Consider the following 16,147-nt stretch of genomic DNA (forward strand, 5'->3'; position numbering starts at 1 on the left):
GCGGACATGACTTATTCGGAACATCGCGCCGTCGCACCGGAAGTGTCGATCATCATTCCGGTGTACAACGAGGAAGCCGGACTGGGCGCGCTGTTCGCGCGCCTCTATCCGGCGCTCGACGCGCTCGGCACCGGTTATGAAGTGATCTTCATCAACGACGGCAGCCGCGACAAATCCGCGGCGCTGCTCGCCGGGCAGTTCCGCGCGCGCCCCGACACCACGCGCGTGATCCTGCTGAACGGCAACTACGGCCAGCACATGGCGATTCTCGCGGGCTTCGAGCAGTCGCGCGGCGACATCGTGATCACGCTCGACGCCGACCTGCAGAATCCGCCCGAGGAAATCGGCAAGCTCGTCGCGAAGATGCGCGAAGGTTTCGACTACGTCGGCACGATCCGCCGGCAGCGCCAGGACAGCCTCTGGCGCCGCAAGGCGTCGCGCGCGATGAATCATCTGCGCGAGCGCATCACGCGCATCAAGATGACCGACCAGGGCTGCATGCTGCGCGCCTACAGCCGCCATATCGTCGATACGATCAACCGCTGCGGCGAAATCAACACGTTCATCCCGGCGCTCGCGTACACGTTCGCGCAGAATCCGGTGGAAATCGAGGTCGCGCACGAGGAACGCTTCGCCGGTGAGTCGAAGTACTCGCTGTACTCGCTGATCCGTCTGAATTTCGACCTCGTCACCGGCTTCTCGGTGGTGCCGCTGCAATGGCTGTCGTTCATCGGCGTGATCCTGTCGCTAGGGTCCGCGGCGCTGTTCGTCCTGCTGCTGATTCGCCGTTTCGTCATCGGCGCGGAAGTGCAAGGTGTGTTCACGCTGTTCGCCATCACGTTCTTCCTGCTCGGCGTGATCATCTTCGCGCTCGGCCTGCTCGGTGAATACATCGGCCGGATCTATCAGCAGGTGCGTGCGCGGCCGCGTTATCTGGTGCAGACCATTCTCGAGCAACGCGACGGCGGGGCCGTCGCCGAAGCGCCGCGTCAGACCGTCGTGCAAGGCGTGCAGCCGGTGCCGGTCGCCGACCAGGGACACCATCCATGAAGCCGCGCGCCGTCGTATTCGCGTATCACAACGTCGGCGTGCGCTGCCTGCAGGTGCTGCTCGCGCGCGGCGTCGAGGTCGCGCTCGTCGTGACCCACGAAGACAACCCGAGCGAGAACATCTGGTTCGGCAGCGTCGCATCGGTGGCAGCCGGGCACGGCATTGCCGTCGTCACGCCGGCCGATCCGCAGAGCCCCGAACTGCGCGCCGCGGTGAGCGCCGCGCGGCCGGACTTCATCTTCTCGTTCTACTACCGCCACATGTTGCCGCTCGACCTGCTCGCGATCGCCGCACGGGGCGCTTACAACATGCACGGCTCGCTGTTGCCGAAGTATCGCGGCCGCGTGCCGACCAACTGGGCGGTGCTCAACGGCGAAAACGAAACCGGCGCAACGCTGCACGAAATGGCCGCGAAGCCCGACGCCGGTGCGATCATTGCGCAAACCCCGGTGCCGATCCTGCCCGACGACACCGCCGCGCAGGTCTTCGACAAGGTCACGGTCGCCGCCGAGCAAACGCTGTGGCGCGTGCTGCCGGCGCTGCTCGCGGGCGAGGCGCCGCATCTGCCGAACGATCTCGCGCATGGCAGCTACTACGGCGGGCGCAAACCGGAAGACGGCCGCATCGACTGGAATCAGTCCGCGCAACAGGTCTACAACCTGATCCGCGCGGTCGCGCCGCCGTATCCGGGCGCTTTCACCGAGCTGAACGGGCGCCGTTTCATCGTCGCGCGCGCGCGTCTGGCCGCGCCCGGCGCGCTCCGCTCGGATTTGCCCCCGGGCCTGCACGTAAGCGATAATGCCGTTTTCGCGATCTGCGGCGACGGCCGCGCGATCAACATCCACGAATTGCGGCACCAGCACGACGGCGGCGAGTCTGCCGTCAGTCCGGCGGAATTCGCCCAGCTCATCCAATCTCATTCATGAAAAAAGTCCTGATTCTGGGTGTGAATGGCTTCATCGGCCATCACCTGTCCAAACGCATTCTCGAAACCACCGACTGGGAAGTGTTCGGGATGGACATGCAGACCGAACGTCTCGGCGACCTCGTCAATCATGAGCGGATGCACTTCTTCGAAGGCGACATCACGATCAACAAGGAATGGGTCGAATATCACGTCAAGAAGTGCGATGTGATTCTGCCGCTCGTCGCGATCGCCACGCCCGCAACGTATGTGAAGCAGCCGCTGCGCGTGTTCGAACTCGACTTCGAGGCGAACCTGCCGATCGTGCGTTCAGCCGTCAAGTACGGCAAGCATCTGGTGTTTCCGTCGACCTCCGAGGTCTACGGCATGTGCACGGACGAGCAGTTCGATCCGGAAGAATCGCAGCTGTCGTACGGCCCGATCAACAAGCCGCGCTGGATCTACGCGTGCTCGAAGCAGCTGATGGACCGCGTGATCTGGGGCTACGGCATGGAAGGCCTGAACTTCACGCTGTTTCGTCCGTTCAACTGGATCGGCCCGGGCCTCGACTCGATCTACACGCCGAAGGAAGGTAGCTCGCGCGTGGTCACGCAGTTCCTCGGCCACATCGTGCGCGGCGAGAACATCAGCCTCGTCGATGGCGGCGCGCAGAAGCGCGCGTTCACGGACATCGACGACGGCATCAGCGCGCTGATGAAGATCATCGAGAACAAGAACGGCGTCGCCACCGGCAAGATCTACAACATCGGCAACCCGATCAACAACTTCTCGGTGCGTGAGCTCGCGCACAAGATGCTGGCACTCGCGGCCGAATTCCCCGAATACGCGGACTTGGCCAGGAAAGTGCAACTGGTCGAAACGTCGTCGGGCGCGTACTACGGCAACGGCTATCAGGACGTGCAGAACCGCGTGCCGAAGATCGACAATACGAAGCAGGAACTCAGCTGGGCACCCACGTCGACTTTCGACGAAGCGCTGCGCAAGATTTTCGAAGCGTATCGCGGCCACGTCGCGGAAGCCCGCGCACTCGTCGAACAGCAATAAGGGCGCGTCCTTGGCTCGCATCGTCCTGAAGATCGACGTCGACACGCTGCGCGGCACCCGCGAAGGCGTGCCGAATCTCGCGCGCATCTTCGACCGCTTCAAGGCGCGCGCCACCTTCCTGTTCAGCCTCGGGCCCGACCACACCGGTTGGGCGATGCGCCGCGTACTGCGGCCGGGCTTTCTGAAGAAGGTGTCGCGCACGTCGGTGGTCGAGCATTACGGCCTCAGGCAGTTGATGTACGGCGTGCTGCTGCCCGGTCCGGACATCGGCGCGAAGGCCGCGGCCGAGATGCGCGCGATCCACGAAGCCGGCTTCGAGTGCGGCATCCATACGTGGGATCACGTGTACTGGCAGGACAACGTGCGCGCCAAAGATCGCGCGTGGACCGTCGCGCAGATGCAGCGGAGCCACGCGCGGTTCATCGAGATATTCGGCGCGCCGCCCGTCACGCACGGCGCCGCGGGCTGGCAGATGAACGGCCACGCGTTCGAGCAGATCGACGCGTGGGGCATGCGCTACGCTTCCGACGGCCGCGGCCACTCGCCATATCTGCCGGTGGTCGACGGCAGGACGCTGAAGCACGTGCAGATGCCGACCACGCTCCCGACGCTCGACGAAGTGCTCGGTGTCGATGGTGTCGATACGCACAACGTCGCCGCGTGGATGCTGAAACGAACTGAAAAAAATCCGCACGACCAGGTGTTCACGCTGCACGCGGAACTCGAAGGACAGAAACTCGCGCCGGTTTTCGAACAGTTGCTCGAAGGCTGGCGCGCCCAGGGCCACACGTTCGCGACGATGGGCGATTACTACGCCACGCTAGACCGCGACACGCTGCCATCGTACCCTGTCGCGTGGGGCGAGATTCCGGGACGCTCCGGCGAACTGATCGTCCAGCCCTGAAGGCCCGCGACGCGGGAGCCGTTAGAAGGCGCGCCGCTTGTCGCCCGCCCGTTGCCGGCCTGTTGCCCGCCTGTCACCCGCTTCCTTGCCGGGTCTGACGATCGGACAACCGCGCGCCGACCGTATTCCCGAACAACAACAACCTCGACGACAGACCGGCCGACGCCGCGGCACCTAGCGACGCCAGCCCCAACAACCGGAGAACCTCGTGTCCATCGCAGTCGACCAACCCATCCCCGACTTCACCGCCGCCGCGACGGGCGGCGAAATCACGCTGTCAAAGCTGCGGGGCAAGAAGGTGGTGCTGTATTTCTATCCGAAGGACAACACGCCGGGCTGCACGACCGAAGGGTTGCAGTTCCGCGATCTGTATCCGAAGTTCAAGAAAGCCGGCGCGGAAGTGATCGGCGTGTCGCGCGACAGCCTGCGTTCGCATGACAACTTCAAGGCTAAGCTCGAACTACCCTTCCCGCTGATTTCCGACCCGGAAGAAACGCTGTGCGCCCTCTTCGCCGTCATTAAAATGAAGAAAATGTATGGCAAAGAGGTGCGGGGAATCGAGCGCTCCACGTTCCTCGTCGACGCCGATGGCGTGCTGCGCCACGAGTGGCGCGGCGTTAAAGTGCCGGGCCACGTCGACGACATTCTGGAGGCTGTACAAGCGCTTTGATGCGCGTTATATTGGCCCGCAATGAGTGCCTGTCCACCCCACATTGTTCTCCGCTGCGCCAGCCCTGACGGCCGCCTGACCGGATCCACCGGTGCCGTTCGGAGCGTGAGGCGCAACGTGAGCATCATCGTCGAGCCGCTTGCCCCGAATGCCGGGGCGGCGGCTTTTTTAATTGCGCGCGACCGTTCGTTCATCGGTTCACGCGCTTCCGTCAAGGAGCCTATCGAAAACCAGGCGAACCGGCATCTCTAGACCGAATGCGCGCCTCCTCGCGCAAACTCGATGTCCCATGAGGGCATCGTCAGAATGCGACGGGCGGCGCACGATATGTGACCCGATCATTTCGAGGGAAACCATGCCTTTGCCTACTCCCCCCAACAAGCTCGGCAATCTTTTGTCGCCTGACGAATACAAGGCCAAAGCCGTCACGCCCGCGCGCTCCGCCGCGAAAAAACAGGCGCGTGAAGGGGAATCCGCAGAGTCGGCCGATTACGGCCGCGTCAATGTCGCCACACCGATGGCGCACGCTGCCAACGCCGCCACCACGTTGTGGCCCGTGCCCGCCGTCGAGTCGCCGCCCGCCGCGCAACCCGCGCCCGCGCGCGGCCGCAAGGCGAGGCAGACCGCCGCGCTGTTGCAGCCGGTTCCGTCCGCACGCCCGCAGTTCGAAGCCGACGCGGCCGAAGCGCAGCCGGTCGTCGCACGCGCGCCTGCCGCGAAGCAGCGCACGGACGAAACAGCCGCCGCGCCCGCCGCAGCGAGCCCTGCCGCCACGCGCAAGAAACGTGGCACGGGCGCCACGCCAGCCGAGGTGCAGAAGCTTTTCGTGCTCGACACCAACGTGCTGATGCACGATCCGAGCTGCCTGTTCCGCTTCGAGGAGCACGACGTCTATCTGCCGATGATGACGTTGGAAGAGCTCGACAACCACAAGAAGGGAATGTCGGAAGTCGCGCGTAACGCGCGTCAGGTGAGCCGCACGCTCGACGCGCTCGTCGCGAACGCGGGCGACATGGCCGACGGCATTTCGCTCGCGCGTCTGGGCAGCCGCGAGGCCTCCGGGCGGCTGTACTTCCAGACCCGGCTGACCGCGATCGAGCCGGTCGAAGGTCTGCCCGAAGGCAAGGCCGACAACCAGATCCTCGGCGTCGTGCGCGCGCTGCAGCGCGATCGCGCGGATCGCCAGGTCGTGCTGGTGTCGAAAGACATCAACATGCGCATCAAGGCGCATGCGCTCGGTCTGCCCGCCGAAGACTACTTCAACGACCAGGTGCTCGAGGACAGCGACCTGCTGTACACGGGCATCCGCGCGCTGCCGCAAGACTTCTGGACCAGGCACGCGAAGGGCATGGAAAGCTGGCAGGACACGAAAACCGGCACCACGTACTACCGCGTGACGGGTCCGCTGTGCGCATCGATGCTGGTCAACGAGTTCGTTTATCTGGAGCCGCAGAACGGCGAGCCCGCGTTTCATGCGCTGGTGCGCGAACTGAACGGCAAGACCGCGCTGCTGCAAACGCTGCGTGACTATGGCCACCACAAGAACAACGTGTGGGGCATCACGGCGCGCAATCGCGAGCAGAACTTCGCGCTGAACCTGCTGATGAATCCGGACATCGACTTCGTCACGCTGCTCGGCCAGGCCGGCACCGGCAAGACGCTGGTCGCACTCGCGGCGGGTCTCGCGCAGGTGCTCGACGACAAGCGCTACAACGAGATCATCGTGACGCGCGCGACGGTGCCGGTCGGCGAAGACATCGGCTTTCTGCCGGGCACCGAAGAGGAAAAGATGCAGCCGTGGATGGGTGCGTTCGACGACAACCTCGAAGTGCTGCAGAAAACCGACGACGCCGCCGGCGAATGGGGCCGCGCCGCGACCCAGGAGCTGATCCGCTCGCGCCTGAAGATCAAGAGCATGAACTTCATGCGCGGCCGCACGTTCGTCGACAAGTATCTGATCATCGACGAGGCGCAGAACCTGACGCCGAAGCAGATGAAGACGCTCGTCACGCGCGCGGGTCCGGGCACGAAGATCATCTGCCTTGGCAACATCGCGCAGATCGATACGCCTTACCTGACCGAGGGCAGTTCGGGCCTGACCTATGTGGTCGATCGCTTCAAGGGCTGGGCGCACAGCGGACACGTAACGCTCGCGCGCGGCGAGCGCTCGCGCCTCGCTGACTACGCGTCGGAGATTCTCTAGAGGTTCGCCGGTTTTTTTTCCGGCTTTTGATCGCAGGCCGCGTCCGGTTCGTTCCGGACGCGGCCTTTTTATTGCGCCGGCGTTCCACGCAGGCAACACTTAGCGCACAAACTTCAAGTAATTTATCAACAATTCTTGCCGCGGCCTTGTTGGGCGGCTACCATCCCGACATCCTCAGTGAGTAAATGGGCGCTTACCGCCCGTGCCGTCTTCATGCGCCGACTCGCCTTATCGCTGCTGCCCGTCCTGCTGCTCGCCGCCTGTGCCGGCGCGCCGCAGAAGACGTCGCGCGGGTCAGGCGGCAGCGTCGTCGCGAACGGCGCCTATCGCGCGCCGCCGCCCGGCTTTCCCCACTTCGTCGATCACAGCATCGGCCGCGAGGAAATCTCCATTCAGGCGATGAGTCTCGTCGGCGTGCCCTACCGGTGGGGCGGCAATACGCCCGACAGCGGCTTCGATTGCAGCGGGCTCGTGCGGTACGTCGTGCTGCGCGCGGCGTCGGTGAACCTGCCGCGCACGACGGCCGAGATGAGCGGGCGCGGCGAGTCGATCGAACCGGACGAAATCGCGCCAGGCGATCTGATCTTTTTCAACACGACGGGGCGCGCGCATTCGCACGTCGGCATCTACGTGGGCAAGCTGCGCTTCGTCAACGCGCCGTCGACGGGCGGCACCGTGCGGCTCGACTATCTGACCAATCCCTACTGGGCGAAGCGCTTCGACGGCATCCGCCGGATGGCGGGACCGGCGGCAACGCCGGCGCCGTTCAATACGCCGAGCTATCAGGCTGCGGCGCCGCAAACCGAGCGAGGTGCTGCGGCCGCGGCGACGGGCACGGCAACAACCGTGGCAGTTCCGGCAGCGTCGACCTACGCGGGCCCGACGGCGCTGTCCGGCCCGGCGTCGATGGCAACGGCCCGGCCGGTCGCGAGCGCGACGCCGGCGACCCGTGCAGGCGGCGGCACGCCCGTCGTGCAAGCCGATCAATTCGAGCCGCCACCGTCGGGCCTCGGCGCCGCGCAACTGCAGGCACGCTCAGCGGGCGCCGTGGCAGCGACGATGGTCCCCGCGGCTCAGGCGAGCACGTATGAAAGCGGCGCTCGTTCGCCCGCTCAACCGATGCAGTCCGCGACGACCGCCCGCACCGTTGCCCAACCTTCACCCGACCCGATCGACGCCGCCGCCGATGCATTCGAACCGCCGCCACCCGCCTCCATCGCGGAACGCCAGGCGCGGCAGATGCAGCAGACCGAAGGCACTGGATCCGTGCAACTCATGCGTGCGTCGACGGCTTCCCACGGCGTGCCCGCACCCACGCAAAGCAGCGACGACCCGATCGCCCGTTTCGCGAACGGCAACTTCTGACGCCGTGATCTGCTATCGTCATCGATATTCTTTCGACGGCGGGTAACGACCATGGAACTCGGGCTCAGAAATAAGGTGGTGCTCATCACCGGCGGCAGCAAAGGCATCGGTTTCGCCTGCGCGCGCGCCTTCGCACAGGAAGGCGCGAAGGTCGCGATCGTGTCGCGCGACCCCGCCAACCTTGCGCGCGCCTACGAACAGCTGAAACAGGAAGGATTCCACGTGCACCGCACGCGCGCCGACCTGCACGAAGCGCACAGCGCCGCCGATATCGTCGAGGAAGTCAGCACCGCCGTGGGCCCGATCGACGTACTGATCAACAGTGCCGGCGCCGCGCGCCGGTACGACCCCGAGACGCTCGATGCCGACGCATTCCGCGCGACGATGGAAGCGAAGTATTTCCCGTATATCTATCCGCAGCAGGAAGTGCTGCGCCGTATGGCCGAGCGCGCGAAAGCCAACGGCGGTGCCGAGCCGGGCACGATCGTCAATATCATCGGCATGGGCGGCAAGGTCGCGAGCGACATCCATATCGCAGGCGGCGCGGCCAACGCGGCGCTGATGCTCGCGACCGTCGGCCTCGCGCACTACTACGCGCGCTATGGCATCCGCATCAACGCGATCAATCCGGGCTCCACGCTGACCGAGCGCGTCGAGGAAGCGGTCCGGCTGGAAGCGGCGCAGCAAGGCATTGGCAACGACGAAGCGCTGGCCCGCGGCCAGGCCCGGATGCCGCTCGGGCGCTATGCAAAGCCGGAGGAAATCGCCGACGTGGCGCTGTTCCTCGCGAGCCGCCGCGCGAGCTATGTGACGGGCGCGATCATTCCGATGGATGGTGCGAATGCGCCGCTGATCTGAACGCGTCGTGCAACGCGCTTTTTAGTCGAACTGCGTAGGGACACCGGTGCGATGCCATGGGCGGCATGTAGCCGAAGCCCGCGCGTGCTGTTCAGCCAAACTCAGCCGAACCCGGCAGCGCAGGTCTGCATCGCATGGTGATTACAGGAAGTGGTGGCCCAGCCACCAGGCCCCGCCGGACAGCACCGCGGAAGCCGGGATCGTCAGAATCCAGGCCCAGACGATGTTGCCGGCGACACCCCAGCGCACCGCGCTCAGCTTCTGCGTCGCGCCGACTCCGACGATCGCGCCGGTGATCGTATGCGTGGTAGAGACGGGAATGCCGAGCGCCGAGGCGGTAAAAAGCGTGATCGCTCCGCCCGCCTCCGCGCAGAAGCCGCCGACCGGCTTCAACTTCGTGATTTTCTGGCCCATCGTGCGCACGATGCGCCAGCCACCGAACAGCGTACCGAGACCCATCGACAGATAGCAGCCGCCGATCACCCACAGCGGCGGCGCGTCCGCCTTCATCGACGCGAAGCCGGTGGCGATCAGTAGCATCCAGATGATGCCGATGGTTTTCTGCGCGTCGTTGCCACCGTGACCCAGGCTGTACAGGCCAGCGGAGAACAATTGCAGACGCCTGAAACGACGGTCGACCTTGCTAGGCGGCGTGCGGAAATACAGCCACGACACCAGCAGCATGAAAAACGAGCCGAGCACGAAGCCGAGCAGCGGTGAAATGAAGATGAACGCGACGGTCTTCATCAGGCCATCCCAGTTCAGCGATCCCCAGCCCGACTTCGCGAGCGCGGCACCCACGAGGCCGCCGATCAGCGCGTGCGACGAGCTGGACGGAATGCCGTAGACCCAGGTGATCACGTTCCACGCGATCGCGCCGACCAACGCGCCGAAGATCACGTAGTGGTCGACGATGTCCGGGTCGATCGTGCCCTTGCCGACGGTCGCGGCCACCTTCAGGTGAAACACGAAATACGCGATGACGTTGAACGCCGCCGCGAACGCCACCGCCTGCTGTGGCTTCAGCACGCCGGTCGACACGACCGTGGCGATCGAATTCGCCGCGTCGTGAAAACCGTTCATGAAGTCGAACACCAAAGCAATGGCAACCAGGCCGGTGACGACCCAGATAGCGAGTTGTATCGATTGCATTATGCGTTTTCCAGCACGATGCCTTCGATGATGTTGGCCACATCCTCACACTTGTCCGTGATCGTTTCGAGCAGCTCGTAGATCGCCTTGAGCTTGATCAGGACCTTGACGTCGTCTTCCTCGCGGAACAGCTTCGACATCGCCGCGCGCAGCACGCTGTCGGCTTCCGATTCGAGCCGGTCGATGTCCTCGCAGGCCTTCAGGATCTGGCTCGCCTGCTTCATGTCCGACAGCAGGCTGACCGCGAACTGCACGCGCTCGCAGGTTGCCGTGCAGATATGCGCGAGCTGGCTCGCCTCCGACGTGACCGCTTGCACGTCGTACAGCGAGATCGCGGTGGCGACGTCCTCCATCAGGTCGAGGATGTCGTCCATCGTCGTGATCAGCTTGTGGATCTCGTCGCGGTCGAGCGGCGTGATGAAGGTCTTGTGCAGCAGGTCGATGGCTTCGTGCGTGAGCTTGTCGGCCGCTTTCTCGGCCTTTTGTACGTTCTGCTTGTGGGTTTCGGCGTCCTGCAGATTGTCGATCAGGAGCTCGAGTTCGCGGCTTGCCGAGATGATGCACGTTGCGTGCGAATTGAAGATTTCAAAGAACTTGCCCTCGGTGGGCATGAATCGACCGAACATTGGGATCCTGGAAATGGGTCACGTTATGGCTGACATAAAACCGCCATATTGTACCGATCCGCCATCATTGCCGCACTCGCGACAGCGCCGTTACAACAGCCCACGGCGCCTTGCGTCACTCGCCGCCGTAGAAGTTCTGCGCGCCCGCAAAGTTGTCGAACTTCGTGTATTGGCCGTGGAACGTGAGCCGAACGGGACCGATCGGACCGTTCCGCTGCTTGCCGATGATGATCTCCGCGGTGCCCTTGTCGGGGCTGTCCGGGTTGTACACTTCGTCGCGGTAGATGAACAGGATCACGTCGGCGTCCTGTTCGATAGCGCCCGATTCGCGCAGGTCCGACATGATTGGCCGCTTGTTGGGCCGCTGCTCGAGGCCGCGATTCAGCTGCGACAACGCGATCACCGGCACGTCGAGCTCCTTCGCGAGGCTCTTCAGCGAACGGGAGATTTCCGAGATTTCGGTCGCGCGGTTTTCGCCCGACGACGAGCCGCTCATCAGCTGCAGATAGTCGATGATGATCAGTCCGAGCTTGCCGCACTGGCGCGATAGCCGGCGCGCGCGCGAGCGCAGTTCCATCGGGTTCAGACCGCCGGTTTCGTCGATGAAGATCTGTGCCTCGCTCATTTTCTGCACCGCATGCGTGAGCTTCGGCCAATCCTCGTCGGTCAGACGCCCGGTTCGCATGCGATGCTGATCGAGCCGGCCGACCGAGCCCAGCATACGCATCGTGAGCTGCGTGCCCGGCATTTCCATCGAGAACACCGCGACGGGTAGTCCGTACTCGACCGCGACGTATTCGCCGACGTTCATCGAAAACGCCGTCTTACCCATCGACGGACGGCCCGCGACGATGATCAGCTCGCCGCCGTGCATGCCCGAGGTCATACGATCCAGATCGACGAAGCCGGTCGGCGTGCCGGTCACGTCGCTCGGATTGGCGGTGTGATAGAGCGTGTCGATCCGCTCGACCACCTGGGTCAGCAGCGGCCCGATCTCGAGAAAGCCCTGGGTGCCGCGCGCGCCGTCTTCGGCGATCGAGAACACCTTCGATTCCGCTTCGTCCAGCAATTGCCGGACTTCCTTGCCTTGCGGGTTGAACGCATCGGCGGAGATTTCATCGGCGACCGACACGAGCCGGCGCAGCACCGCGCGGTCGCGCACGATTTCCGCATAGCGGCGGATGTTGGCCGCGCTCGGCGTGTTCTGCGCGAGCGCGTTCAGGTAAGCGAGGCCGCCGACCTCTTCCGCCTTGCCCGAAGTGCCGAGCGCTTCGTAGACGGTGACCACGTCGGCCGGCCGCGTGGCCGCAATCAGCTTGCCGATGTGCTCGAAGATGATGCGGTGGTCGTAGCGGTAGAAGTCGCTTTGCGCGAGGAAGTCGGCGATGCGGTCCCAGGCCGCGTTATCGAGCAGCAGGCCGCCCAGCACCGATTGCTCGGCTTCGATCGAATGCGGCGGGACTTTCAGCGACTCGAGTTGGGGATCTTTGGACGGTGCGTTCATGGGGAGGAATTATCGGGCAATCCGGCGACGGCTGCGAGCGGAAAAAACGCAAATACGGGGATATACGAGAGATAGTCGGGCACAAAAAAAGCAGGGGCCGGTTTCCCGGCCCCTGCTCTTCACCAGCAATACGCTGGCTGATCCTGCCTGATGCTTGATGCGGTCGGCTTAGACGTGCTCGCCGATCACGGCCACCGTCACATCGACGAGAACGTCGGTGTGCAGCGAAACCTGAACCGGGTGCTCGCCAACCATCTTCAACGGGCCTTCCGGCAGACGCACTTGCGCCTTTTCCACTGCGAAGCCTTGCTTGCCGAGCGCTTCGGCGATGTCAGCGTTCGTCACCGAGCCGAACAGACGGCCGTCGACGCCAGCCTTCTGTTTGATCTGAACGGTCTGGCCTGCCAGCTTTTCGCCTTGAGCCTGAGCGGCTGCCAGCTTTTCAGCGGCGTGCTTTTCGAGTTCTGCGCGGCGCACTTCGAATTCAGCGAGGGCTTCCTTCGTTGCACGACGAGCTTTCTTGTTCGGGATCAGGAAGTTACGTGCGTAACCGTCCTTGACCTTCACGATGTCGCCGAGGTTACCCAGATTGACGACTTTTTCCAGAAGAATGATTTGCATTCGGATGCTCCTTATCGCGTCGTCGGGTTAGGCCTTGTGCTGGTCGGTGTACGGCACCAGCGCGAGGAAACGTGCGCGCTTGATAGCCGTGTCCAGCTGGCGTTGATAATGCGCCTTGGTACCCGTGAGACGTGCCGGCGTGATCTTGCCGTTCTCGCCGATGAAGTCCTTCAGCGTTTCGATGTCTTTGTAGTCGATGTACTCGACGCCAGCAGCCGTGAAACGGCAGAACTTCTTGCGCTTGAAGAGCGGGTTCTGTTGCTGACGACGCTTGTCGAATTTCTTACCAGTCGGGCGGGGCATGATTAGTCCTTTCCAATGTCCTGCAATGCTGTGATGTGAAATACCAGAGTTCGCGCGTTACGGTGCTTTTTAGCCAGAAAACCTGTGAAGAGCGTTTCGACGCCCATCTGACAGTTTTCGAGCTTACCGCTCGCTTCGCCCGCGGCGACCGCCTGCATGGTCAGTTCGACCTGACGGGCAATGCCCGCCTCGACGACTTCCGTGCGGTGGTGCAACGTGCAGCTGGCAATCGGAACGCCGGCGGGGGTGTACCGCACCGGTTCGCGTTCGACGACGCTCGCCGTAAGTTGCAGCCGGTTCATGTACCTGTCTATGTCTTCGTGTACGTGAGCGGAGCGACGCTGCGTGTCTGGCAGCTTAAATAATGAGTCTTAAGCCTGCGCTTCGGTCGGCTGAGCTGCTGCCGACTTCTTGGCTTCTTCGCGCTGCACTTCCTTCATCATCGGCGACGGGCCGGTTTCGGCCTTCTTCATCTTGACGATGAGGTGACGCAGAACGGCGTCGTTGAACTTGAATGCGTGTTCCAGCTCGTCGAGCGTGGTCTGGTCGCACTCGATGTTCATGCAGACGTAGTGAGCCTTCGCGAGTTTCTCGATCATGTAGGCCAGTTGGCGACGGCCCCAGTCTTCGACGCGGTGGATCTGACCACCGTGCGACGTGATCGTGCTCTTGTAACGCTCGATCATGGCGGGCACCTGCTCGCTTTGATCGGGATGCACGATAAAGACGATTTCGTAATGACGCATTACACACTCCTTGTGCTGACTTTTGGATAGAAGCCGCCCGGGCGTCGGAACCGGTGCGGCAAGTGAGAAGCCCAAGAGTCTAACCCGAATGGGGACGGGTTGCAAGGAATTCCGCCGATTCGGCTGCGGAATCGGATGTATTTTCAAGAGCTTAGGTGGTGGGTCGCGGAAGTCGGGCCGTCCTTGCCCCTCAACCCGCTTCCGTGCGCTGGCTGCCGCTCTGCAAACGCGCTCTGAGCGCCGCTTCGAGTCCCTTGAGCGCATCGGGTGCGGCGTCCGAGATCGCCCACCAGGTCATGCCCGCCGCGTCCCAGTGCGCGATCGAATAGCCGTCGTGGGCGAGCGATGCCGGCGCCGCGCCGTCAATGCCACGCGTCGTGGACTGCGGAAACACATACACGTCGATCACGTGCTTGCCGTAGCGGTACACGAGCACCGCGACCCGCTGGTGCGCGAGGTAGTCGAGCCGGCCCCCCTCCAGCGCGAAGCCGGCCGCCGCGAGGTCCTCGACCGGCGGCGAATAGTCGAGCCGACCGTTGAACCATGGCTTGACCGTGTGACGGTCGGTCGAAATTACGTCGATGTCGCGGCCGGAAACCTGCGCGCGCACATGGCTTTCGACGAGTTCGTCGGTGAATGGCGTGAATTCGGCGGGACGGCGCAGCGTCAGCGTCAGGACAGCGGTGGCCACACACAGCGCAATCACGAGCACCGCGAGACCGCCGCGCGCGACCACGCGGTTGGCGCCGCCGGCGGCATGCGGTCCGTTGACGCCGATTAGCCGGCCGCGTGAATCGCCCGAGCGACCCGGACCGCTGAAGCCACTGAGCCACCGGTCGAGCCACGCGGGCCGCCGCGCCCAACGACGCTGACGCTGAGGTTCGTACGTCGCCATGTCGGTCATCCCGGCGCTAGCGCTGCCGGTAGACTCCTCCTCCGCATCTTCAGGCGCCGCCGTCGTGGCCAACCCCGCAGTTCCTCCCTCGACCGCGCCGGGCAAGCCCGCCACGATCCGCGCCCGCAACGACTGCGGCGCCCGATGATACGGCCCCGCGCGCAGCGCGCCGCTCAGCGCGCGCAGGTTGTCGCTCGCGCGCCGGCAGTCGTCGCAGCTCTCGATATGCTGCTGGACCCGGCGCGCATCGGGTGCCGGCAGTTCGTGATCGGCATTCGCCTCGAGGAGCGGCCGAGCTTCGTTACAGTCCATCCGGCGTCTCCTGAGCGGGGTCGGCGGCAGCGCCGGGAATGTTGAGGGGCCGGCCGTCGGCAAACGCCCGGAGTTGCGTCACTGTTGCGGTGGCGGGCACGACCGCCGATGATGCCGCGCGGCCGTCGCCGGAACTTCGCGGTGGCCGGTCGGACGCCGCGCAGGGCGTGGACGACCCCGAGGGCGCGACTGCCGCCGACTGCACGACTCGCCCGGACTGCGCCCCCTGCTCCAGCGGCGCTTGCGTCGACCCGCGCCGGTCACCCTGCCCGCCTTTGCGCCCCCCGCCAACCGACTCCCCCCCGCCTCGCTGCTGCGCCATCAATACCTCCGCCAGCTTGCGCCGCCCACGCGCGAGCCGCGACATCACCGTACCGATCGGCACATCGGCCACCACCGCGATCTCCCGATATCCCATCTCCTCGAGCTCGCGCAAGATCAACACCTCCCGATACTCGACCGGCAAACGCGCCAACGCGTCGTGTACCTGGCGCGCATCCTCGTCGCGGATCAGCAGCGTCTGCGGATCGTCGCCGCCCGCGCTCCAGCCGTCGAGGGTCGCGTCGTCCATCGTTTCGTCGAATTCGAGCCTGTCGTGCGACGGCGCGCGCCGGCGCCATTCCGTGTACCAGGTGCGGCGCACGATCGCGAGCAGCCACGGCCGCGCAGAGTCGCCGCGAAACGTATCGAAGAAGCGGAACGCGCGCATGAATGCTTCCTGCACGACGTCCTCGGCATCGTTCGGATTGCCGCACAGCCAGCGCGCGAGGTTGTACGCGGCGTCGAGATGCGGCAACGCCAGTTGCTGGAAGCGGCGGCTTTTCGCTGCATCGGCATCGGCGTCTGAATCGGTCTGGACCACGTGGGCCCCTCCAAGGGCATGGCGGCTGCGTCGTGCGGGTCGCTGTTGCGCGTCCCGCGTAGTGTCGTTCCTGACGTGTCTTTCACAGCAGAACTGGCCATCGACCG

Annotated in this window: 18 protein-coding genes; 9 read left to right on the forward strand and 9 right to left on the reverse strand. The window is 64.4% G+C overall.

Features of this window, described 5'->3' with window-relative positions:
- Positions 1-6 precede the first annotated feature (6 nt).
- From OKW39_RS02920 to OKW39_RS02960, 9 genes are all read left to right on the forward strand, one after another.
- Positions 7-1,050 (forward strand): glycosyltransferase, encoded by a 1,044-nt coding sequence (locus OKW39_RS02920; protein WP_090804585.1) that lies wholly within the window; start codon positions 7-9, stop codon positions 1,048-1,050.
- A complete protein-coding gene (locus OKW39_RS02925; protein ID WP_429562007.1) occupies positions 1,047-1,976 on the forward strand; it encodes a formyltransferase in 930 nt (309 codons plus the stop codon). Before OKW39_RS02920 ends, OKW39_RS02925 begins: the two co-directional genes overlap by 4 nt.
- Positions 1,973-3,019, forward strand: coding sequence for a bifunctional UDP-4-keto-pentose/UDP-xylose synthase (locus OKW39_RS02930; RefSeq protein ID WP_090804581.1), 1,047 nt, complete (start codon positions 1,973-1,975; stop codon positions 3,017-3,019). The genes OKW39_RS02925 and OKW39_RS02930 overlap by 4 nt, the downstream gene beginning before the upstream one ends.
- A gap of 10 nt (positions 3,020-3,029) precedes the next feature.
- Entirely contained in the window at positions 3,030-3,923 is an 894-nt protein-coding gene (locus tag OKW39_RS02935) for a polysaccharide deacetylase family protein (protein WP_090804579.1), read from the forward strand.
- 208 nt (positions 3,924-4,131) lie between these two features.
- Entirely contained in the window at positions 4,132-4,593 is a 462-nt protein-coding gene (locus OKW39_RS02940; protein WP_429361345.1) for a peroxiredoxin, read from the forward strand.
- A 117-nt stretch (positions 4,594-4,710) separates the two neighbouring features.
- Positions 4,711-4,845 (forward strand): hypothetical protein, encoded by a 135-nt coding sequence (locus OKW39_RS02945; RefSeq protein ID WP_260321379.1) that lies wholly within the window; start codon positions 4,711-4,713, stop codon positions 4,843-4,845.
- A 103-nt stretch (positions 4,846-4,948) separates the two neighbouring features.
- A complete protein-coding gene (locus OKW39_RS02950) occupies positions 4,949-6,796 on the forward strand; it encodes a PhoH family protein (protein ID WP_429562008.1) in 1,848 nt (615 codons plus the stop codon).
- Between the two features lie 213 nt (positions 6,797-7,009).
- Positions 7,010-8,161: an NlpC/P60 family protein gene (locus OKW39_RS02955; RefSeq protein WP_429361347.1), complete on the forward strand. Its 1,152-nt coding sequence runs from the start codon at positions 7,010-7,012 to the stop codon at positions 8,159-8,161.
- Positions 8,162-8,212: 51 nt separating this feature from the next.
- Entirely contained in the window at positions 8,213-9,019 is an 807-nt protein-coding gene (locus OKW39_RS02960; protein WP_090804571.1) for an SDR family oxidoreductase, read from the forward strand.
- 141 nt (positions 9,020-9,160) lie between these two features.
- Here the strand turns inward: OKW39_RS02960 and OKW39_RS02965 are convergent, their stop codons facing one another.
- The 9 genes from OKW39_RS02965 to OKW39_RS03005 all read right to left on the reverse strand — a co-directional run bounded on the left by OKW39_RS02965 (position 9,161) and on the right by OKW39_RS03005 (position 16,040).
- Positions 9,161-10,171, reverse strand: coding sequence for an inorganic phosphate transporter (locus tag OKW39_RS02965; RefSeq protein WP_090804569.1), 1,011 nt, complete (start codon positions 10,169-10,171; stop codon positions 9,161-9,163).
- Positions 10,171-10,797, reverse strand: coding sequence for a DUF47 domain-containing protein (locus tag OKW39_RS02970; protein WP_090804567.1), 627 nt, complete (start codon positions 10,795-10,797; stop codon positions 10,171-10,173). Before OKW39_RS02970 ends, OKW39_RS02965 begins: the two co-directional genes overlap by 1 nt.
- A gap of 115 nt (positions 10,798-10,912) precedes the next feature.
- Positions 10,913-12,301 carry a replicative DNA helicase gene (locus OKW39_RS02975; RefSeq protein ID WP_090804563.1) on the reverse strand — a complete coding sequence of 463 codons (1,389 nt, stop codon included), beginning with the start codon at positions 12,299-12,301 and terminating at the stop codon, positions 10,913-10,915.
- A gap of 168 nt (positions 12,302-12,469) precedes the next feature.
- Positions 12,470-12,922 carry a 50S ribosomal protein L9 gene (gene rplI / locus OKW39_RS02980; RefSeq protein ID WP_090804561.1) on the reverse strand — a complete coding sequence of 151 codons (453 nt, stop codon included), beginning with the start codon at positions 12,920-12,922 and terminating at the stop codon, positions 12,470-12,472.
- Between the two features lie 27 nt (positions 12,923-12,949).
- Positions 12,950-13,225, reverse strand: a complete 276-nt coding sequence (gene rpsR / locus OKW39_RS02985) for a 30S ribosomal protein S18 (protein ID WP_013588504.1) — start codon at positions 13,223-13,225, stop codon at positions 12,950-12,952.
- Positions 13,226-13,227: 2 nt separating this feature from the next.
- Entirely contained in the window at positions 13,228-13,527 is a 300-nt protein-coding gene (gene priB, locus OKW39_RS02990) for a primosomal replication protein N (protein WP_008922420.1), read from the reverse strand.
- A gap of 69 nt (positions 13,528-13,596) precedes the next feature.
- Entirely contained in the window at positions 13,597-13,971 is a 375-nt protein-coding gene (rpsF, locus tag OKW39_RS02995; RefSeq protein ID WP_013089311.1) for a 30S ribosomal protein S6, read from the reverse strand.
- Between the two features lie 190 nt (positions 13,972-14,161).
- Positions 14,162-15,178, reverse strand: coding sequence for an anti-sigma factor family protein (locus OKW39_RS03000; protein WP_429562009.1), 1,017 nt, complete (start codon positions 15,176-15,178; stop codon positions 14,162-14,164).
- Positions 15,168-16,040 carry an RNA polymerase sigma factor gene (locus OKW39_RS03005; protein WP_429336364.1) on the reverse strand — a complete coding sequence of 291 codons (873 nt, stop codon included), beginning with the start codon at positions 16,038-16,040 and terminating at the stop codon, positions 15,168-15,170. Before OKW39_RS03005 ends, OKW39_RS03000 begins: the two co-directional genes overlap by 11 nt.
- Between the last annotated feature and the right edge of the window lie 107 nt (positions 16,041-16,147).

The sequence above is a fragment of the Paraburkholderia sp. MM6662-R1 genome (assembly GCF_050436245.1).
Lineage (GTDB): Bacteria > Pseudomonadota > Gammaproteobacteria > Burkholderiales > Burkholderiaceae > Paraburkholderia > Paraburkholderia tuberum.